This window comes from Ensifer sp. (assembly GCF_035999135.1).
In the GTDB taxonomy this organism is placed as follows: domain Bacteria; phylum Pseudomonadota; class Alphaproteobacteria; order Rhizobiales; family Rhizobiaceae; genus Ensifer.
Genome location: NZ_DASYGZ010000207.1, coordinates 31748 through 52198 on the forward strand (window position 1 = coordinate 31748; position 20451 = coordinate 52198).

At 63.0% G+C, this 20451-nt stretch carries 19 protein-coding genes and 2 riboswitches; of the genes, 16 read left to right on the forward strand and 3 right to left on the reverse strand.

Annotated features, from left to right (window positions below; translation table 11 throughout):
• Positions 1 to 51 precede the first annotated feature (51 nt).
• Genes VGO12_RS27810 through VGO12_RS27820 form a run of 3 tightly spaced genes read left to right on the forward strand, consistent with a single transcriptional unit; the run spans position 52 to position 2532 of the window.
• The gene (locus VGO12_RS27810) at positions 52 to 966 is read left to right on the forward strand and encodes an ABC transporter permease (RefSeq protein ID WP_327515956.1); all 915 of its coding nucleotides are present in this window, start codon (positions 52 to 54) and stop codon (positions 964 to 966) included.
• A 1-nt stretch (position 967) separates the two neighbouring features.
• Positions 968 to 1789: an ABC transporter permease gene (locus tag VGO12_RS27815; RefSeq protein WP_327515957.1), complete on the forward strand. Its 822-nt coding sequence runs from the start codon at positions 968 to 970 to the stop codon at positions 1787 to 1789.
• 5 nt (positions 1790 to 1794) lie between these two features.
• Positions 1795 to 2532, forward strand: a complete 738-nt coding sequence (locus VGO12_RS27820; protein ID WP_327515958.1) for an aspartate/glutamate racemase family protein — start codon at positions 1795 to 1797, stop codon at positions 2530 to 2532.
• On the opposite strand, the gene VGO12_RS27825 is transcribed toward VGO12_RS27820, so the two are convergent.
• On the reverse strand, positions 2490 to 3428 hold the full coding sequence (locus VGO12_RS27825; RefSeq protein WP_327515959.1) for a LysR substrate-binding domain-containing protein: 939 nt from the start codon (positions 3426 to 3428) through the stop codon (positions 2490 to 2492). The two genes, VGO12_RS27820 and VGO12_RS27825, sit on opposite strands and share 43 nt — an antisense overlap.
• A 118-nt stretch (positions 3429 to 3546) precedes the next feature.
• Here VGO12_RS27825 and VGO12_RS27830 point away from each other — a divergent pair, with 118 nt between their 5' ends.
• The 7 genes from VGO12_RS27830 (at position 3547) to nrdF (ending at position 12091) form a co-directional block, all read left to right on the forward strand.
• Complete coding sequence (locus tag VGO12_RS27830; RefSeq protein ID WP_327515960.1) at positions 3547 to 3867, forward strand: hypothetical protein; 321 nt, start codon at positions 3547 to 3549, stop codon at positions 3865 to 3867.
• A gap of 25 nt (positions 3868 to 3892) precedes the next feature.
• Positions 3893 to 4107, forward strand: a riboswitch (cobalamin riboswitch).
• A 100-nt stretch (positions 4108 to 4207) separates the two neighbouring features.
• The gene (metE, locus tag VGO12_RS27835; protein WP_327515961.1) at positions 4208 to 6562 is read left to right on the forward strand and encodes a 5-methyltetrahydropteroyltriglutamate--homocysteine S-methyltransferase; all 2355 of its coding nucleotides are present in this window, start codon (positions 4208 to 4210) and stop codon (positions 6560 to 6562) included.
• Entirely contained in the window at positions 6559 to 7353 is a 795-nt protein-coding gene (locus VGO12_RS27840) for an acyl-CoA thioesterase (protein ID WP_327515962.1), read from the forward strand. Before metE ends, VGO12_RS27840 begins: the two co-directional genes overlap by 4 nt.
• Positions 7354 to 7520: 167 nt before the next feature.
• Positions 7521 to 7745: riboswitch (cobalamin riboswitch) on the forward strand.
• Positions 7746 to 8134: 389 nt separating this feature from the next.
• On the forward strand, positions 8135 to 8356 hold the full coding sequence (nrdH, locus tag VGO12_RS27845) for a glutaredoxin-like protein NrdH (protein ID WP_327515963.1): 222 nt from the start codon (positions 8135 to 8137) through the stop codon (positions 8354 to 8356).
• A 12-nt stretch (positions 8357 to 8368) separates the two neighbouring features.
• A complete protein-coding gene (nrdI, locus tag VGO12_RS27850; RefSeq protein WP_327515964.1) occupies positions 8369 to 8785 on the forward strand; it encodes a class Ib ribonucleoside-diphosphate reductase assembly flavoprotein NrdI in 417 nt (138 codons plus the stop codon).
• The gene (gene nrdE, locus VGO12_RS27855; protein ID WP_327515965.1) at positions 8755 to 10908 is read left to right on the forward strand and encodes a class 1b ribonucleoside-diphosphate reductase subunit alpha; all 2154 of its coding nucleotides are present in this window, start codon (positions 8755 to 8757) and stop codon (positions 10906 to 10908) included. The genes nrdI and nrdE overlap by 31 nt, the downstream gene beginning before the upstream one ends.
• A 208-nt stretch (positions 10909 to 11116) precedes the next feature.
• On the forward strand, positions 11117 to 12091 hold the full coding sequence (gene nrdF, locus VGO12_RS27860; protein WP_327515967.1) for a class 1b ribonucleoside-diphosphate reductase subunit beta: 975 nt from the start codon (positions 11117 to 11119) through the stop codon (positions 12089 to 12091).
• Between the two features lie 85 nt (positions 12092 to 12176).
• Here nrdF and VGO12_RS27865 read toward each other — a convergent pair whose 3' ends face one another.
• On the reverse strand, positions 12177 to 12461 hold the full coding sequence (locus VGO12_RS27865) for an acylphosphatase (RefSeq protein ID WP_327516036.1): 285 nt from the start codon (positions 12459 to 12461) through the stop codon (positions 12177 to 12179).
• A gap of 293 nt (positions 12462 to 12754) precedes the next feature.
• Between VGO12_RS27865 and VGO12_RS27870 the strand changes: the two genes are divergently transcribed.
• The 6 genes from VGO12_RS27870 (at position 12755) to VGO12_RS27895 (ending at position 19714) form a co-directional block, all read left to right on the forward strand.
• Positions 12755 to 13645, forward strand: a complete 891-nt coding sequence (locus VGO12_RS27870; protein WP_327515968.1) for a substrate-binding domain-containing protein — start codon at positions 12755 to 12757, stop codon at positions 13643 to 13645.
• Positions 13646 to 13758: 113 nt separating this feature from the next.
• Entirely contained in the window at positions 13759 to 15267 is a 1509-nt protein-coding gene (locus VGO12_RS27875) for a sugar ABC transporter ATP-binding protein (protein WP_327515969.1), read from the forward strand.
• Complete coding sequence (locus tag VGO12_RS27880) at positions 15264 to 16226, forward strand: ABC transporter permease (protein ID WP_327515971.1); 963 nt, start codon at positions 15264 to 15266, stop codon at positions 16224 to 16226. Before VGO12_RS27875 ends, VGO12_RS27880 begins: the two co-directional genes overlap by 4 nt.
• Positions 16227 to 16245: 19 nt before the next feature.
• Complete coding sequence (locus tag VGO12_RS27885) at positions 16246 to 17187, forward strand: tagatose kinase (RefSeq protein WP_327515972.1); 942 nt, start codon at positions 16246 to 16248, stop codon at positions 17185 to 17187.
• 5 nt (positions 17188 to 17192) lie between these two features.
• Positions 17193 to 18473, forward strand: coding sequence for a D-tagatose-bisphosphate aldolase, class II, non-catalytic subunit (locus VGO12_RS27890; RefSeq protein ID WP_327515973.1), 1281 nt, complete (start codon positions 17193 to 17195; stop codon positions 18471 to 18473).
• Positions 18474 to 18697: 224 nt separating this feature from the next.
• Positions 18698 to 19714 (forward strand): LacI family DNA-binding transcriptional regulator, encoded by a 1017-nt coding sequence (locus VGO12_RS27895; RefSeq protein WP_327516038.1) that lies wholly within the window; start codon positions 18698 to 18700, stop codon positions 19712 to 19714.
• An 18-nt stretch (positions 19715 to 19732) separates the two neighbouring features.
• On the opposite strand, the gene VGO12_RS27900 is transcribed toward VGO12_RS27895, so the two are convergent.
• Positions 19733 to 20347, reverse strand: coding sequence for an isochorismatase family protein (locus tag VGO12_RS27900; protein ID WP_327515974.1), 615 nt, complete (start codon positions 20345 to 20347; stop codon positions 19733 to 19735).
• Positions 20348 to 20451 lie beyond the last annotated feature (104 nt).

A 20451-nucleotide genomic window follows, 5' to 3' on the forward strand; every position in this document is an offset into this window, starting at 1 on the left:
CGCGCGGATGAGGGGCAGCGCCCATTCGACGAAAACAAGAGAGGAACGAAGATGGCGACACTTGCGACATCGCAGTCAGGGGAGATCGGAACAGAGACGGCACCTCGGCGCCTCGTCATTCCCCGCGCGCTCGCCTCCTACATCCAGGCGCTGCCACTCACGCTGATCCTCGGCTTCTTCTTCGTGTTGCCGATCCTGACGATCGTCGTCGTCAGTTTCTGGGACTATGATTTCGCCGGTCTCTACCCGGACTTCCTGACGATGAACTACACCGACACGCTCGGTTCCTGGGTCACCTGGAAGACCTATCTCAACACGCTGAAATTCACCGTCCTCGTCTGGGCGCTGACACTGGTGATCGGCTTCTGGGTCGCCTATTTCCTCGCCTTTCATGTCCGCACCACCACCATGCAGATGGTGCTGTTCCTCGTCTGCACCGTGCCGTTCCTGACGTCGAACATCATCCGCATGATCTCGTGGATCCCGGTGCTCGGCCGCAACGGCCTCGTCAACTCGACCCTCATCGAACTCGGGCTCATCCCGCAGCCGATCGAGTGGCTGCTCTATTCCGATTTCGCCGTGGTGCTCGCCATGGTCCATCTCAACACGCTGTTCATGGTGACGCCGATCTTCAACACGCTGATGCGCATCGACCGGTCGCTGATCGAGGCGGCGCGCGATTGCGGCGCGTCCGGCGGTCAGATCCTCTGGAACGTCATCCTCCCGCTCGCCAAGCCTGGCATCGCCATCGGCTCGATCTTCGTCGTCACCCTTGTCATGGCGGATTTTTCGACGGTTCAGGTCATGTCCGGCGGCCAGAGTGCGTCGGTGGCGCTGATGATGAAGAACCAGATGTCGCTCCTGCAGTATCCGGCCGCCGCCGCCAACGCGGTGGTGCTCCTGATCGTCGTGCTGCTGATGGTCGCCGCCATCCTGCGCGTCGTCGATATCCGCAGGGAGCTCTGAGATGAACCACGAGAAACGCGGCAAGGGATTCTACCTGCTCGCAGCCTTCTTCACCCTGTTCGTGCTGTTTCTTTACGGGCCCCTGTCGGCGGTGCTGATCCTCTCCTTCCAGGGGCCGGACGGCGGCCTGACCTTTCCGCTGAACGGGGTCTCCGTGCACTGGTTCTATAACCTGTTCGAAAGGCAGGCGGTCGGCGATTTCGGCGCTTCGTTCCGGCGCTCCTTCACGCTCGGGTTGATGGTGATGGTGGTCAATGTCGTCGTCGCCCTGCTTGCGGGCCTCGCGTTCCGCCGGCGTTTCCGCGGCGCGTCCGCGCTCTTTTACCTGACGGTCGCAAGTCTTGTGGTCCCCTCGATCATCATCTCGCTCGGCATCGGCGTCGTCTTCCAGCAGTTCGGCCTGAAGCCCGCCTGGTATTCCTCCGGCTTCGGCGCACACCTGACATGGACGCTGCCCTTCGGCGTGCTGATCATGTTTGCGGTCTTCAACCGGTTCTCGCCGGTTTACGAGGAGGCGGCGCGCGATCTCGGTGCGACCTCGTGGCAGACCTTCCGCCACGTGCTTTTGCCGATGATCGCCCCGAGCCTGATCGGCGTCGGCCTCTTCGGCTTCACGCTTTCCTATGACGAATTTGCCCGCACGCTGATGACGTCGGGCAGCTACAACACCCTGCCGCTCGAAATCTACGGCATGACGACGAATGTGACGACACCGGTGCTCTACGCGCTTGGCACGGTCACCACGCTTTTCTCCTTCACCATCATCCTCGTCGCGCTCGCCATCATCCTGATGCTGCGGCGCCGCCAGGCAAAGCTGAGCTAGGCCCGATGCGCATCCTCATCGTCAATCCCAACACCACCGCCTCGATGACCTCAAAGGCGGCAGCCGCCGCACGCGCCGTCGCCGGTCCCGGCACGGAAATTCTGGCGCGCACCTCGAAATCCGGCCCGGCCTCGATCGAGGGCCACTATGACGGCGCGATCGCGCTTCCGGGCCTGCTGACGGAAATCCGCGACGGCGAGGCTTCCGGCGCCGATGCCGCGGTCATCGCCTGCTTCGACGATACCGGGCTCGAAGCGGCGCGCGCGCTTGCCCGCATTCCGGTGGTGGGCTTATGCGAAGCGGCCGTCGCGACCGCCGCCATGCTGGCGCAACGTTTCACCGTCGTCACCACGCTCGAACGGTCGCGGGTGCTGATCGAGAACCTTGTCCGGCACTACGGCATGGGCGGCCGGGCGAAGGTGCGCGCGGCCGACATCCCCGTGCTCGAACTCGAGGACAAGGCTACGAACGCGCTCGGCAAGCTCAGGCGCGAGATCGAACGGGCGCTAGCCGAGGACGGCGCAGAGGCGATCGTGCTCGGTTGCGCCGGCATGGCCGATCTCGCCCGCATGCTTCAGTCCGATTACGGCGTGCCGGTCATTGACGGTGTCTCGGCCGCCGTCAAGCAGGCCGAAGCGCTGGTGTCACAGGGACTTTCGACCAGCAAGCGCGGCGCCTACGCAGCCCCGCTCAGCAAGACCTATTCGGGCTTGATGAGCGCGCTTGCCCCGACCGCTGGATGAAGCGAACGGGATCCCTCCATCACGGTTGACAGCAGCGCATTCGACGCATCGGCCTCGGCGACGACCCAGTCGCGAAAGGCCTGGATCTTCTTCTGCCGGCGGCTGCTTTGCGGATAGACCAGCCAATAGGCTCGGCCGTCCCTGACCACATGATCGAACGGCCGAATGAGCCTGCCGCTTCTCAGCTCCTCCATCAGGAAGGTCGAGACGGCGATGGCAATGCCGTGATCGGCAAGGGTGGTGGCAACATCCATCGCCTGGACGTCGAAGATCAGCTCGGTGCCGTTGCTCGCCGGCGGTTCGACGCCGGTCTCGATCATCCAGCGGCGCCACCAGCTGGCATTGCCGAAGCGGCGCACCCGCAATACGTCCGCCGGCGCCTTGAGCTGGTGCTTTTCGAGGAACGACGGGGTGCAGACCGGCACGTAGTCGAGTGGGAACAGCGGAAAGACGTCATTGCCCGGCCAATCGCCGGCGCCGCTGCGCACGGCAAGATCGATGGCGTCGCGCTTGAAATCGATCAGTTCGGTCGACATGTGCACCCGGATGCTGATGTTCGGATGGGCGGTCTGGAACGAGGCGAGCCGCTGGCCGAGCCAGCTCGAAACCACCGTTGGCAGCACCGATATGTGCAGGTGATACTCGGTCTTGCAGGCAATTTCCGAAAACGCCGACCCCAGAAGATCGATGGCCTCGGTCACCTTGGGCGCCAGTTGAAGGCCTGCCGCAGTCAACCGCACCTCGCGCGGAAGCCGGACGAACAGCGGCGTGCCGATGCGCTCCTCCAGCAGCCGGATCTGGTAACTGACGGCCGCCTGGGTCATGCCGAGTTCTTCGGCCGCACGGGTGAAGCTCAGATGTCTGGCCGCCGCCTCGAAGGCTCGGACCGCACTCATGGGTGGAATCTTGCTCATGGCGCTGAGATAAGCATTCTTTATGCCAGCATGCGAGAAATCGCTTTGCGCGAAACGGCAAAAATCCTCACTTTTCTCGCGAACACACCACCGCAAAGAAATGAGGATAGCAATGCTTAACGCAGTGCGATCAACGATTTATCGCATCCTGAATTGGGCCGACAAGGCCCTTGGTCCCTCGGTTGCGATCGACACCTTCAACGAATTCCAGCTCCGCGACATCGGCCTGACGCGGGACCAGGATCATATCCGCGCGCGCGTCGGCGATACGACGGATCCGTGGCACTGGCCGGAGGAATGTCCGGAACCGGCAAAGCCGCAGCCGGCCCGGCAACATATCGAAGCCCCTCGCCGCGTGACCGCTTCGCCGCGCGCATCGGTCGGAGAAAATAAAGACATAAGCATTTCTTTATGCGATTGACGCGCGTTCGATTGCAGGGCATTGTCCTGCAATCGTGGTTCTCGGTTCCGCCTTTTGGGCGGGACGGAGCTAAGAGGGAATTCGGTGCGGCGCCTCAAAAACGCCCATGCCGGAGCTGCCCCCGCAACTGTAGGCGGAGAGCGGCCGTTCGATGATGTCACTGAGGAAGACGCCTCGGGAAGACGGAACGGTTCGTGACGACCCGCAAGCCAGGAGACCTGCCGCGATGAACAACGTCCACGGGCGGGGTGTCCGATGAGGCGCGTTGACGGTGCGGGATTTTCCGCGCCGGCGGATGCGTCGCATTCAAAGCCTTGCCCACAACCTTCGGGGTAAGGAAATGACCATCAAGACTGCCAATCTCGGCTTCCCGCGCATCGGTCGCCAGCGCGAACTGAAGTTCGCGCTTGAACGCTATTGGGCTGGAAAGATCAGCCGCGACGACCTAATCGACACCGGCCGCAGGCTGCGCGCAGAAAACTGGGGCGCGCAGAAGGCGCGCGGTATCGACATCATCCCGTCCAACGACTTCTCCTTTTACGATCACGTGCTCGATACCGCCGTGCTCGTCGGCGCGATCCCGCCCGCCTACGGCTGGAAGGGTGGCCCTGTCGATCTCGACACCTATTTTGCCATGGCGCGCGGCTCGACCGGCAGCCCTTGCGCCTCCGGCTGCACGCATGCCGCGAATGACGGCGGCAATCCCGCGCTCGAAATGACCAAGTGGTTCGACACGAACTACCATTACATGGTGCCCGAATTTGCGCCCGACCAACGCTTCGAGCTGACGCACAATAGGCCGCTCGAGGCCTATCTGGAGGCCGAGGCGCTCGGCCATCGCACACGCCCCGTCCTGCTTGGCCCGGTGACCCTGTTGAAGCTCGGCAAGGCCAAGGGCGGCGACTTTCATCCTGTCGACCTGATCGAGCGTCTGCTGCCGGTCTATGTTCGGGTCCTCACCGAACTCGCAGATGCCGGCGCCGAGTGGGTGCAGATCGACGAGCCCTGCCTGGCGCTCGATCTCACGGACAGGGACCGCCGCGCCCTCGATCTCGCCTACCGCACCTTCGCCGCCGAAGCGCCGCGCCTGAAGATCATGCTGGCGACCTATTTCGGCACGATCGGCGACAACACGGCGGCCGCACTCGCGCTCCCGGTGGCCGGGCTTCATGTCGATCTTGTGCGCGCGCCACAGCAGGTTGATGCGCTGGTCCAGTCAGCCCCGGCCGACCGGGTGCTCTCGCTTGGCGTCGTCGATGGCCGCAACATCTGGCGCGCTGATCTCGCCGCGCTGTTTCGCAGGCTGCAACCACTGATCGCCGCCCATGGCGGCGACCGCGTCGAGCTTGCGCCCTCGTGCTCGCTCTTGCACGTGCCCATCGATCTTGACCTGGAGCGGGCGCTCGATCCGGAGCTTTTCTCCTGGCTTGCCTTTGCCGTGCAGAAACTCGACGAACTGAGCCTGCTTGCCCGCGCCTTCGAGCCGGGGCTCGCCAATCCCGAACACGTGTTCTCAGCCTCGAACGCGGCGGCAAGCACCCGGCTGACGTCGCTCAAGGTCCATGACCCGCTGGTCGCCGGACGGCTGAAGACGCTGACGGCTGCCGACAGCCGGCGGCATTCGGCCTTTGCGACGCGCCGCCAGTTGCAGGCGGAGCGCTTGTCGCTGCCGCTCTTCCCGACAACGACGATCGGCTCGTTCCCGCAGACATCGGAAGTCCGCCAGGCCCGCTCGCTGCATGCCAAGGGCGAACTCAGCTATGTCGATTACGTCGCCTATCTGCGCCGGGAAACCGAGCAGGCAGTGCGCTGGCAGGAGGAGATCGGCATCGACGTGCTGGTCCATGGCGAGTTCGAACGCAACGACATGGTGCAGTACTTCGCCGAGCAACTCTCGGGCTACGCCTTCACCCAGAGCGGCTGGGTCCAGAGCTATGGTTCGCGCTACGTCCGCCCGCCGGTCATCTTCGGCGACGTCTCGCGGCCAAACCCGATGACGGTCGACTGGGCGGCCTTCGCACAGTCGCTCACCGATCGCCCGGTCAAGGGCATGCTGACGGGTCCCGTCACGATGCTGCAATGGTCCTTCGTGCGCGACGACCTGCCGCGATCGGTGGTCTGCCGGCAGATCGCGATGGCATTGCGCGATGAAGTGACCGACCTCGAGGCATCAGGCATCGCCGTCATCCAGATCGACGAACCGGCCCTGCGGGAGGGCCTGCCGCTTAGACAGGACGACCGGAAAGCCTATCTCGACTGGGCGGTCGAATGCTTCCGGCTCAGCGCCGCCGGCGTCGCCGACGCCACCCAGATCCACACCCACATGTGCTATTCCGAGTTCAACGACATCATGGCGGCGATCGCGGCAATGGATGCCGACGTCATCTCGATCGAGACATCCCGGTCGAAGATGGAACTGCTCGGCGCGTTCACCGAAAAGGCCTATCCGAACGAGATCGGCCCGGGCGTCTACGACATCCATTCTCCACGCGTGCCCGGCGTCGCGGATATGGTGCATCTCATCGAGAAGGCGACCGAAGGTCTCGCGCCGGAGCAGATCTGGGTTAACCCCGATTGCGGACTGAAGACCCGGCGCTGGGAAGAGACGCGGCCAGCGCTCGTCAACATGGTCGCAGCGGCGAAGGCACTGCGCCAGAGGCCAAGGGCGCCGTTACGTGAGACCATCCGTACATGACGGACCAAACTGAAGCGGCGTCGAGGGAGACCTCGGCGCCAGCCACCCTGATCGACATCGTCTTTCCGGGCGACACCAATCATCACGGCACGCTTTTCGGTGGCAGCGGTCTCGCGCTCATGGACCGGATCGCCTTCATCGTCGCCACCCGCCACGGCCGAGTGCCCTTCGTCACCGCGTCCTGCGATCGGGTCGACTTTCGCGCCCCGGCCCGCATCGGTCAGATCGTCAGCTTCAGCGGCCAGCCGATCCGCGTCGGCAGGCGATCGATGGCGGTCTCGGTCGACATGACCGCGGAGAATATGCTCACCGGCAGCCGAAAACTCTGCAGCCGCGGCACGTTCACGATGGTCGCAATGCCGGGTGCCGATAAAGCAGATTGGGTGCTGCCGCCGCTCGATGCAGTGACGATCACACCCGAAAGCGATGGCGCGCTGCGCATGGTCGACATCGTCTTTCCCGACCAGGCCAACAGTTTTGGCGCGATGTTCGGCGGTGACGCTCTTGCCAATATGACGAAGGCAGCCTTCGTTGCGGCGACGCGCCGGAGCGGCCGCAAAACCGTGCTTGCCTCCTGCACCGGCATGGACTTCAGGCACCGCATCACGATCGGCTCGATCATCGAACCCGTCGCCCGGATTGTGCGAACCGGGCGCAGTTCGGCGACAGTCGAGGTGGAGCTCTGGTCGGAAGAGCTTCTGACAGGCCACAGAAGGCGAACGGTCACCGGAACCTTCGTGATGGTCGCCGTCGATGCTGACAACCGGCCCGTGCCGGCATTCGCCAACTGAAGAGGCGGAGCGTCGGAACCCCGCCGCGGCAGCGCCGGCGCTTCCCCTATCCACAGCCTTGGCGACGTAGAGCCGTTTACTCCCCGTTATCCACATTGCAAAAGAAATCATCCCCTCGCCCTGCTATTCCGCACACGGAACCTATTGACGCAAATTTGCGATCAACTACTATATCTAGTGTTCAAGGTTCTCTCGATTCGTAGGGATTGAGGGCTAAGATGGGAATACGGTGCGCTGGCGGATTTCTGCCCGGCTATGCCGTAGCTGCCCCCGCAACTGTAGACGGCGAGCGACTGTCCGGAATTGGATCACTGAGGCATGAGGCCTCGGGAAGGTCAGGATGGAAGCTTTGACCCGTGAGCCAGGAGACCTGCCTCGAACACCAAACGTCCACGGGCGGGGTGTCCGGAGGGTTGAGTTGCGCGCGGCAGGATGATCCTGCCCAATCGTCTCGACATCTCCCCGGCAACCTGCCGCAAGCTTCGGGGTGAAGTCATGTCAGTTTCTTCCAGTTCAGATCCACCCGATCGCAACGGGTGCGCGGTTTCGCGCGCCTGATCGAAATGCCGTGTGCCGAAACTCCAAGATTCCGGCGCGCCCTGTCACGAACGATCCGGCCCGGTCGCTCCGAGCGATCATCGGGCCTGTCTGACGATGCCAACTTCGGCCAGTTCGGCTCGAGGCACGGTATTTCGTTGTCCATCGCCACTTTGACGGTTCGCGTCCGCGCGCGCCGACGACCTTTTGTGCCCAGTTTTCAGATCCCATTCACGAGGAACCCATGTCCGTCACCGTTTACAGCAAGCCCGCCTGCGTACAATGCACCGCCACCACCCGCGCGCTTGATCGCCAGGGCATCGACTACAGGATCGTCGACATCTCCGAGGATGCGGATGCGTTCGCGCTGGTGCAGGACCTCGGCTACCGCCAGGTCCCCGTGGTCATTGCCGGCGAGCGGCATTGGGCGGGCTTCCGGCCGGACATGATCGGCGCGCTCGCCTGAAGGCGCGAAGCGATGGGCCTGATCGTCTATTTTTCCAGCCGCTCGGAAAACACCCATCGTTTTGTCGAAAAGCTCGGCCTTCGCGCCGCCCGCATCCCGTTGAAGGAAGGTAAGTCAGCACTGACGGTCACCGAGCCCTATGTGCTTGTCGTACCGACCTATTGCGGCGACGACGGCCGCGGTGCGGTGCCGAAACAGGTGATCCGTTTCTTGAACGATGCGGGCAACCGCTCTCACATCCGCGGCGTGATTGCTGCGGGCAACAGCAATTTCGGCGCGACCTACGGGATCGCCGGCGACGTCATTTCGGCCAAGTGCCGGGTGCCCTACCTCTACCGGTTCGAGCTTCTCGGAACCGACGAGGACGTCGCCAATGTCAGAAACGGGATGGAACGATTTTGGACGTCACGACACTCGAACGCCCCCTGAAGGCGACGGAAACAGCGCTCGATTATCATGCGCTCAACGCCATGCTCAATCTCTATGACGAGGATGGCAGGATCCAGCTCGACAAGGACCGGCAGGCGGCAAAGCAGTACTTCCTGCAGCACGTCAACCAGAACACCGTCTTCTTCCATAACCTGCGCGAGAAGCTCGATTATCTGGTGACCGAAGGCTATTACGAGCAGGAGGTGCTCGACCAGTACTCCTTCAATTTCGTGCGCGATCTCTACGACCACGCCTATTCGAAGAAGTTCCGCTTCCCGACCTTCCTCGGCGCCTTCAAATACTACACCTCCTACACGCTGAAGACCTTCGACGGAAAGCGCTACCTGGAGCGCTACGAGGACCGCGTCTGCATGGTGGCGATGGCGCTTGCGCGCGGCGACGAGGGGCTCGCCCGCGATCTCGTCGACGAGATCATTTCCGGCCGTTTCCAGCCGGCGACCCCGACCTTCCTCAACGCCGGCAAGAAAGCCCGTGGCGAGCTCGTCTCCTGCTTCCTGCTTCGGGTCGAGGACAACATGGAGAGCATCGGCCGCGCGATCAATTCGGCGCTGCAGCTTTCAAAACGCGGCGGCGGCGTGGCGCTGTCGCTCACCAACATCCGCGAGATGGGTGCGCCGATCAAGCAGATCGAAAACCAGTCCTCCGGCATCATCCCGGTGATGAAGCTGCTCGAGGACAGTTTCTCCTATGCCAACCAGCTCGGCGCCCGCCAGGGGGCCGGTGCCGTCTACCTGCACGCCCATCACCCCGACATCATGCGTTTCCTCGACACCAAGCGCGAGAATGCCGACGAGAAGATCCGCATCAAGACGCTGTCGCTCGGCGTCGTCATCCCGGACATCACCTTCGAACTCGCCCGCAACAACGAGGACATGTACCTGTTTTCGCCCTATGACGTGGAACGCGTCTATGGCGTGCCCTTGACCGAGATCTCGGTGAGCGAAAAATACCGAGAGATGGTCGAGGACGGACGCATCCGCAAGAAGAAGATCAAGGCACGCGATTTCTTCCAGATCCTTGCCGAGATCCAGTTCGAAAGCGGCTACCCCTACATCATGTTCGAAGACACGGTGAACCGGGCAAACCCAATTGCGGGCCGCATCACCATGAGCAATCTCTGCTCGGAGATCCTGCAGGTCAGCGAGGCGAGCGAATTCAACGACGACCTGTCCTACAAGCACATGGGCAAGGACATCTCCTGCAATCTCGGCTCGCTGAACATTGCCGCCGCCATGGACTCGTCCGATTTCGGCAAGACCATCGAGACTTCGATCCGGGCGCTGACGGCCGTATCGGACATGAGCCACATCTCCTCGGTGCCCTCGATCGAGAAGGGCAACGACGACAGCCACGCGATCGGCCTCGGCCAGATGAACCTGCACGGCTACCTCGCCCGCGAGCGCATCTACTACGGCTCGGAGGAAGGCGTCGATTTCACCAACATCTATTTCTATACGGTGACCTACCACGCCATCCGCGCCTCCAACCGCATCGCCATCGAGCGCGGCGAAAGCTTCAAGGGCTTCGAGAACTCGAAATACGCGTCCGGCGAGTATTTCGACAAATACACGGAAAGCGAATGGTTGCCTGAGACCGAGAAGGTGAAAGACCTGTTCGAGAAGGCCGGCATCGCGGTCCCGTCGCAGGACGACTGGCTGGAGCTGAAGCAGGCGGTGATGGAAGGCGGTCTCTACAACCAGAACCTCCAGGCGGTGCCGCCGACAGGGTCGATTTCCTATATCAACCACTCGACCTCCTCGATCCACCCGATCGTCTCGAAGATCGAGATTCGCAAGGAAGGCAAGATCGGCCGCGTCTACTATCCGGCCGCCTTCATGACCAACGACAACCTGGAATACTACCAGGACGCCTACGAGATCGGACCGGAAAAGATCATCGATACCTATGCGGCGGCCACCCAGCACGTCGACCAGGGCCTGTCGCTGACGCTGTTCTTCCGCGACACCGCGACGACCCGCGACATCAACCGCGCCCAGATCCACGCCTGGAAGAAGGGCATCAAGACCATCTACTACATCCGCCTTCGCCAGATGGCGCTCGAGGGCACGCAGGTCCAGGGCTGCGTCTCCTGCGCGCTGTAACCTCGCATCCCTATTCGATGCCCCTCACCCCACCCCTCTCCCCGCAGGCGGGGAGAGGGGACGTACCACGCGAAACGCTGATGGATGCGTTCGGACGGTGCGGCTTAGTCCCTTCTCCCCGCCCGCGGGGAGAAGGTGCCGGCAGGCGGATGAGGGGGCAACCCTCACCGCGGGATGAGGGGCCAACACCATTCTAAAAGGTCCGACCATGAACATGCACAGCAAACCCGCAAGCCGCATCCGCGCCATCAACTGGAACCGGATCGAGGACGACAAGGACCTGGAGGTCTGGAACCGCCTGACCGGCAATTTCTGGCTGCCGGAAAAAGTGCCGCTCTCCAACGACATCCCGTCCTGGGCGACGCTTAAATCCGAGGAGCAGACGCTCACCATCCGCGTCTTCACCGGCCTGACCCTGCTCGATACGATCCAGAACGGCGTTGGCGCCGTCAGGCTGATGGAGGATGCCGCAACCCCGCACGAGGAGGCGGTGCTTTCCAACATCTCCTTCATGGAGGCGGTGCACGCGCGCTCCTATTCGTCGATCTTCTCGACGCTCTGCCTGACGCCTGACGTCGACGACGCCTATCGCTGGTCGGAGGAAAACGAGTTCCTGCAGAAGAAATCGGCGCTGATCATGGCAGAGTACGCCTCAGGCGATCCGCTGAAGAAGAAGGTTGCGAGCGTCTTCCTCGAGAGCTTCCTGTTCTATTCCGGCTTCTACCTGCCGATGTACTGGTCGAGCCGGGCAAAGCTCACCAACACCGCCGACATGATCCGCCTGATCATCCGCGACGAGGCGGTGCACGGCTATTACATCGGCTACAAGTTCCAGCGTGCCCTTGAGCGCCTGAGCGAAGAGCGCCGTCAGGAAATCAAGGATTTTTCCTTCGACCTTCTGCTCGAGCTCTACGACAACGAGGCGAAATACACCGAGGCGCTCTATGACGGCGTCGGCCTCACCGAGGACGTGAAAAAGTTCCTGCACTACAACGCCAACAAGGCACTGATGAACCTCGGCTACGAAGCGCTGTTTCCGGCCGAGGCTTGCAAGGTGAACCCGGCCATTCTCTCGGCCCTGTCGCCGAACGCCGACGAGAACCACGACTTCTTCTCCGGTTCCGGCTCCTCCTACGTCATCGGCAAGGCGGTGGCGACCGAGGACGAAGACTGGGATTTCTGATCGCCGGATTGTCGCCCGCAATTGAAGACGCCGCCCGGAGCAATGGCCTCTTCGGGCGGCTTTTTCTTGCGTGCGCTCATGTTGCCTAGCGCGTGATGCGGAACCCCTTGATCTCACCAGTCGTTTCGACGAATTCGGTGATGACCTGCGTCACCGACGCCATCGGCGGCCCCTCGCCCAAGCGTTCGAGCATCGTCGCCACCGCCTCTTCCGAACCATTGATCACCGCAAAAACCGAACCGTCGGGCTCGTTTTTCACCCATCCCGCCAGCCCCAGCCTCTCGGCCTCGTTGCGCGTCCACACGCGAAAGCTGACGCCTTGAACACGCCCGAGGATACGCACGCGCACCGTCTTTTGGGACTGACCCATGTCGATCACCTCCGTCACCGTCTGCGCATCAGTCTGGGGCAACAGGCGCAGAAGGCAAGCGCCGGGAAGAGGCTACCCATAAACCGGTGGGCGCCGCCGGACAGCGGCAGGAAATGCGGATTGTGCAATCAATATTTTTGTCTCGTAATCACAATTATTTTTATTTGCGTATTTTTAAAATTTGACGCGCGAAAAGTTTTATGATTATTACGCCTCCACCAAGACGGCGGTGGGAGGGCCTCGCCAGCTTGGCTGACAGACCGAAGGCCCGCGCCGTTTCCAGGGAGGAAACCATGACCATGTCCCGCATTCTGAAATCGCTCGTCGCCGGCACCGCACTGTCGCTCCTTGCTTCCACCGCGTTTGCCGACGGCATCGGCGCGTCGCTTTTGACCCAGCAACATCCGTTCTACATCGAGCTCGCAGACGCGATGAAAGCCGAGGCTGAAGCCAAGAACGTCAAGCTGGAAGTCTCGATCGCCAACCAGGACCTCAACAAGCAGCTCGCCGACGTCGAGGACTTCATCGTCAAGGGCGTCGACGTCATCGTGATTTCACCAGTCGACAGCCAGGGCGTGCGCGCCGCCATCGAAAAGGCTGAGAAGGCCGGCATCAAGGTGATCACCGTCGACGTTCCGGCCAACGGCGCGACCGTCACATCGCATATCGGCACCGACAATTTCACCGGCGGCGTCAAGGCCGGCGAGCTGATGGCCAAGGTCCTCGACAGCAAGGGCAAGGTTGCCGTCATCGACTATCCGACCGTCCAGTCGGTGGTGAACCGCGTCAACGGCTTCAAGGAAGCGATCGCCAAGCATCCGGATATGGAAATCGTCGCGATCCAGACCGGAATCACCCGCGCCGAAGCGCTGGCCGCCGCCCAGAACATGCTGCAGGCCAATCCTGATATCACCGGCATCTTCGGCTTCGGCGACGACGCAGCACTTGCGGCCGCCGTCGCGGTCAAGGCTGCTGGCCTCGAATCCCAGGTCAAGGTCATCGGCTTTGACGGCATGAAGGAAGCGCGCGACGCCGTCGACACCAACCCGGTCATGGTCGGCGTCATCCAGCAGTTCCCGGACCAGATGGGCAAGCAGGCGGTCGACACCGCCGTCAAGGTCGCCGCCGGCGAGACCGTCCCGGCCGAACAGCCGATCGTGCCCGGCGTCTACACCGCGAAGTAAGTCCTCCCAGGACCGCCGTCGCCTTCACGCAGGAGGCGGCGGCAACCCATTGGGTGCATGCTTTCGGCCTTTGGCCGGAGGCGTCCCCCTCGGCTGACCCGAAGGAGGCCGCCATGTTTGGTTCGACCACCGATACCATTCTCGAAATCGACAACGTCACCAAGTCCTTCGGCCAGGTCGCGGCGCTGAGGGGCATGCGCCTCAAGGTCCGGCGCGGCCGGGTGCACACGCTGCTCGGCGAAAACGGCGCCGGCAAATCGACGCTGATGAAGATCCTGGCCGGCGTGCACGAGGCTACCTCGGGTGCGATCACCCTGGACGGAAAACCCTACCGGCCCGCCGATCCGCAGGACGCAGCAAGCCTCGGGCTCGCGATCGTCTTCCAGGAGCTCAGCCTCTGCAGCAACCTCACGGTCGCCGAGAACATTCTCGCCACCCGCGAGCCGCGCCGCTTCGGCTTCATCAACGACAAGGCGCTCATCGCCAGGGCCCGCGCGATCGTCGCCGATCTCGGCCTGCCCATCGATGTCAGCGAAAAGGTCGGCAATCTCTCGATCGCCCAGCGCCAGCTCGTCGAAATCGCCAAGGGCTTGAGCCACGAGGCCAAGGTCGTCATCCTCGACGAACCGACCTCCTCGCTCAGCGACAGCGAAGCCGAGATCCTGTTTCAGATCATCGCACGGCTGAAGAGCCGCGGCGTCGCCGTCATCTACATCTCCCACCGCATGGAAGAGATCATGCGGCTCAGCGACGACATCACCGTCATCCGCGACGGCGAGTATGTCTCCACCCATGATCGCAATGACGTCACGATCGAGGCGCTGATCGCGCTGATGGTCGGCCGCCGCATGGACGAGATCTACCCGCCACGGACCCATGAGCGTTCCGCGGCAGCGCCAATTCTCTCGGTCGACGGCCTTACCCGGGACGGCGAATTCGAGGATATCTCCTTCGATGTCAGGCCGGGCGAGATCCTCGGTTTCTTCGGCCTCGTCGGTTCCGGCCGTTCCGAGGTGATGAACGCGCTCTTCGGCATGAAGGCGGCCACCGGCACCGTGCGCCTCGAGGGGCAGCCAGTCCGCTTCCGATCAGCGGCGGAGGCGATCGCTCGCGGCATCGGCTTCGTCACCGAAAACCGCAAGGAAGAGGGCCTGGTCCTCGGCCACAGCGTCGGCTGGAACATTTCGATGGCGGCGCTCTCGGATTTCACCGGACCGCTCGGCTTCACCCGCAGCCGTGCCGAGCGCGAAGCGGCAGCCACAGAGGTCGGGCGGCTTGCGATCAAGACCCACTCGCTCGACACGCCGTCCGGATCCTTGAGCGGCGGCAACCAGCAGAAGATCGTGCTCGCCAAGTGGCTCCTGACCAAACCCAAGGTGCTGATCCTCGACGAGCCCACCCGCGGCGTCGATGTCGGCGCCAAGTTCGAAATCTACAAGATCATCCGCCAGCTGGCGGCCGAGGGCACGGCGATCCTGCTGATCTCCTCCGAGCTGCCGGAGGTTCTGGGAATGAGCGACCGCGTCGTCGTCATGCACGAGGGCGTCATCGGCGCAACCCTCTCCGGTGCCGACCTCAACCCTGAAACGATCATGGCGCACGCCACGGGATTCACATCATGACACAGCAATCCGAAACCCAGGCCGCCTTCATGCGCGCCCTGAAACAATATGGCGGCATCCTCTTGTCGCTGGTGATGCTCTGCGTCGTCTTCTCCTTCCTCAACCCGCGCTTCATGTCGGTCGTCAACGTCATGAACATCCTGCAGCAGGTGGCCGTGGTGGCCATCGCCGCCTTCGGCATGACCTGGGTGATCCTGCTCGGCGAGATCGATCTTTCGGTCGGCTCGATCATCGCGGTCGCCGGCATGGTCGGGGCGCAATGTTTCGCCTTCGGCCTCGGCTTCGCCCCGGCGCTCGCCGTCACGCTCATCGCCGGCGCGCTGATGGGCATGCTGAATGGCGTTTTGACTGCGAAACTGCTCTTGCCCTCCTTCATCGTCACGGTGGCGACGATGGGCATCTACCGCGGCATGGTCAGTCTGCCGACCAACGGCGCGCCGGCGATGATCGAGAATTCGACCTGGACGGCGATCGGCACGGAGAGTTTTCTCGGCCTGCCGATCATCATCTGGGTCGTCGCCGTCCTCTTCCTCGTCAACCACATCCTCCTGAGCAAGACCAGCTTCGGCCGTCGCGCCTACCTGACGGGCGGCAACCGCGAAGCGGCGGTCTATTCGGGCATCAAGGTCGACAGGCTGAAGATCACCATCTTCATGATCTCGGGCGTGATGGCGGCGATCAGCGGCGTGCTTCTGTCCTCCCGCCTGTTCTCCGCCCAGACCAATGCCGGCATGAGCTACGAGCTCGACGCAATCGCTGCAGCCGTGCTCGGCGGCACCTCGCTTGCAGGCGGCGTCGGCACCATGGTCGGAACGCTCATCGGCGCGCTCATCATCGGCGTCATGAACAACGGCATGAACATGCTGTCTGTCCCCTACTTCTACCAGCTCATCGTCAAAGGGCTGGTGATCCTGATCGCGGTCTGGCTCGACGTGCGCGCCAAGCAGGCCAAGCGCTGATTTCAAGAGAAACATGACCATGCACAAGATACTGACGATCGGCGAAATCCTCGTGGAGATCATCGCCACCGAGAAGGGCGACGGCTTCCGGCAGGCGACGTCACTGATCGGGCCCTACCCTTCGGGCGCACCGGCGATCTTCATCGACCAGGTCGGCAAGCTCGGCCAGGCGGCCGCGATCGTCTCGCGCATCGGCGATGACGACTTCGGCCATGTCAATCTCGACCGCCTCAAGGCGGACGGCGTCGATGTCTCCGGCATCGCCGTCGATCCGCTCGGCACCACCGGCAGCGCCTTCGTGCGCTACCGGCCCGACGGCAGCCGCGCCTTCGTGTTCAATATCCGCCACAGCGCCTGCGGCACGATCTGCCTCGATGACGCGGCAAGAGCGCTGGTCAGAAGCTGCAGCCACCTGCACGTGATGGGCTCGTCGCTCTACGCCCCGGGTGTGGTCGAGAGCATTCTCGAAGCGATCGAGATTATCAAGGCGGCCGGCGGCACGGTGTCCTTCGATCCGAACTTGCGCCCGGAAATCCTCGACAGCCCGGGCATGCGCGACGCGCTGCAGACGGTGCTTGCAAGGACAGACGTCTTCCTGCCGAGCGGGCAGGAACTCTTCCTGTTCACACACGCAAAGACCGAGGCGGAAGCCGTGTCCGAGCTGCTTGCTGCCGGCATCAAGGTCATCGTCGTCAAGCGCGGCGCCGAAGGCGCCAGCTATTTCGACGCCGAAACCACGCTCTCGCATCCGGGCTTTCCGGCCGAGGAGGTCGACCCGACCGGCGCTGGCGACTGCTTCGGCGCGACGTTCGTCACCTTCTGGCTGAACGGGGCGAAACCCGAGGACGCACTGGAGTTCGCCAACGCCTCTGGTGCCCGCGCCGTCACGGTCTCCGGCCCGATGGAAGGCGCCTCGACGCGCGCCGACCTCGAAACCTTCATCACCGCGCGAAAGGCCTGACTGCCATGCAACAGAACCTGCTGATCGACATCGCCCGCTGGAAACATCGCCCCGGTCCGCGCGGCATTCCCTCCGTCTGCTCGGCCCATCCGCTGGTGATCGAAGCCGCCATGCTGCGCGCGCTTGAAGACGATGCGGCGCTCCTGATCGAGGCGACCTGCAACCAGGTCAACCAGGATGGCGGCTATACCGGCATGACGCCCGCCGACTTCACAAACTTCGTCGGCGATATCGCCGATCGCGTTTCCTTCCCCAAGGACAGGATCATCCTCGGCGGCGACCACCTCGGGCCCAACCCGTGGAAGCATTTGCCGGCCGGCGAGGCCATGGGCAAGGCGGCGACCATGATCGAGGCCTATGCCAGGGCCGGCTTCACCAAGCTGCATCTTGACACCAGCATGGGCTGCGCCGGCGAACCGGTAGCGCTGCCCGACGCGGTGACGGCGGAACGCGCCGCGCGCCTTGCGGCTGCAGCCGAAGCCGCCATTTCCGGTCGCGACGGTATCGCCCCCGTCTATATCATCGGCACCGAAGTGCCTGTTCCAGGCGGGGCGCTCGAAGAACTGGAGACGCTGGAGGTCACCGCACCCGAGGCGGCGGTCGAGACGGTGGCGATCCATCGGCAGGCCTTCGAAGCCGCCGGTGCCGCCGACGCCTTCAGCCGGGTGGTCGGCGCCGTCGTCCAGCCGGGTGTCGAATTCGGCAACGAGAACGTGATCGCCTATGACAGGCACAAGGCCGAAAAGCTGAGCGCGACGCTCGGCCAGCTCGACGGCATCGTCTTCGAGGCCCATTCGACCGACTACCAGACGCCCGAAGCGCTGCGTGACCTGGTTTCCGATGGTTTTGCCATTCTCAAGGTCGGCCCGGGCCTGACCTTCGCGTTGCGCGAAGCGCTCTACGGCCTCGACCAGATCGCCGCCTTCCTCTTTCCCGACGCACGCAAACAGACGCTTGCATCGGTCACCGAGAGCGTGATGCGCGAGGAGCCTGCCAACTGGGGCAAGTATTACCATGGGTCGCCGGAGGCCCAGCGGCTGCAACGGCATTTCTCCTACAGCGATCGTATCCGCTATTACTGGCCGCACCCAAAGGTCGCCGCTGCCGTCGAAGACCTGCTCGCGCTTCTTGATGGCGTCGCCATCCCGGAAACGTTGATCAGCCAGTATCTTCCGGGCAGTTACGAGCGCGTGCGCGACGGCGAAGTCGCGGCCAAAGCAAAACCATTGGCGATTGCTGCAATCGACCGGGTTCTTGAGGACTATTTCACGGCCTGCCGGGGCTAGAGCAGCCTGCCTTCAAGTGGAACCGCTTGGAGCAGTAAAGATGCTCTTGCACCAAAGGACGAGAGCGTCGTTTGTGCGTTCAAATGAACGCACGGCGTTCTCGCGCCCGGCTCTCCATTCGGTGAATATTTCCGAGCCGGTACTGCCTATCCCCTCGAAATGAACCTATAAACGAAATCAAAACAATATGGGGTACAGCGACCGTGGACAGACAGATCAAGACCATGGAGGATTTTTCCGAGTTCGTCGGCTTGTCGCGGCCAACGGTCTCGAAATACTTCAATGATCCAAGCTCGGTCAGGAAGAGGACCCGGGACGCAATCGAGGCGGCGATCAAGCAGTCGGGTTTTCGACCGAACATCTTCGCCGTCAACCTGAACCGCCGCCGCACCAACATCCTCGGTGTCATCGTCCCGAACTCGACCGACCCGTTCTACATGGCGCTGACGCGCCGGATCGAGCACATCGCCAACCAGGCGGGCTTTCTCGCCTTCGTGCTCTCGTCCGACGGAAGGCCCGAGATGGAGGAGCGGGCGATCGAGACCTTCAAGTCGATGAACGTCGCCGGCGCCATCATCGCCCCGCTCGGCGTGCAGTCGCATCACAAGACCCTGACGGCACTCGGCGACAGCATTCCGCTGATCTATGTGGACTCGCCGCTCGACGACAGCTCCTCCTTCGTCGGCACCGACAACCGCCAGAGCTTCCGGCTGATGGTCGATTATCTCTGCCGCTCGGGAAGCCCGCCCTGCTATCTAGGCATGCCGCCGGTCAACAACAACGCAATTGCCCGGCGCGACGCCTATCTTGAGGCGATGCAGCAGCTGAAGATGGAACCGGCGCTGGTCGCGACGACACCGAACGGCTCCTGGGATTTCGAGAAGTTCGGTTTCGACGAGACGCTGCGCATCCTTGGATCAGGCGGCTTTCCGACGCAGACGGTGCTTTGCGCCAACGACCGTGTCGCCTTCGGCGTGATCGCCGCCGCCTTCCAGTCCGGCCTCAAGGTCGGCCGTGACGCCGACGCGGATCTGCGCGTTGCCGGCCACGACGACCATCCCCTGTCGCGCTACACCTGCCCGCCGCTGACGACGGTGGCCCAGAACTACAACGAGATCGGCAGGCTGGCGATCGAACTCCTGCTGTTCAAGCTCGGGGAAACCACCGACGACGGCGGCGCCTTCCCCGAGGACGAGCGCATTCTCCTGAGTGCCGAGATCATGCTGCGCGGCTCGGCCTGATCGACACTTGTCTGGAGATCAGGACCGAAGCGGCAGCGCAAGCACCTGATCGGTCGTCAGGATGTCGCCGAACGTATCGTCGATCGCTACCAGCGACGCACGATGCAGCGTCGCGTGCGAAACGACCTCACCATCACCCGTATCGAGGTCGCGCGTGGCGCAGGCGTCGCTTGCAACGATGACATTGAAGCCGAGCGGCACCGCATCGCGCGCGGCACCGGCGACGCAGGCATGGGTCATCAGCCCTGTTATGACGAGCGTATCGAGGCCGGCCGCCTTCAATCGTTCTCCAAGGTCGGTGCTTGCAAAGACGCTGACCGAGGACTTGCTGACGACGGCGTGGTTGGCAGCCGGCCGGATGTCGCGGTGGAAGTCCGACGTCGCACTGTCCTCGGCAAAAACCGGGCTTCCCGCCGGCGTGACGTGCTTGACGTGATAGACCGCCATGCCCTCGCCATCAGCGTGCTCGATCAACCGTTTGGCACTGGCGAGCGCCTTCTCCCCATCCGGGATCGGCATGCGCCCGGCAAAATACTCGTTCTGGAAGTCGATCACCAGCAGGGCCGTCTTGCCGGGGTCGAGGCTTTCGGGGGCGCAAGCGCCGGCGATCGTTCGGATGGTCGGGTGTGTCATGGGACGTTCCTTTCGCGTTTCGAGGCGACGAAAAATCGGAAAAACGCCCCGGTCGCGAAAGTGGCCTGACTGACAATATGTGATAGGTTCCGGCCAATCTCGTG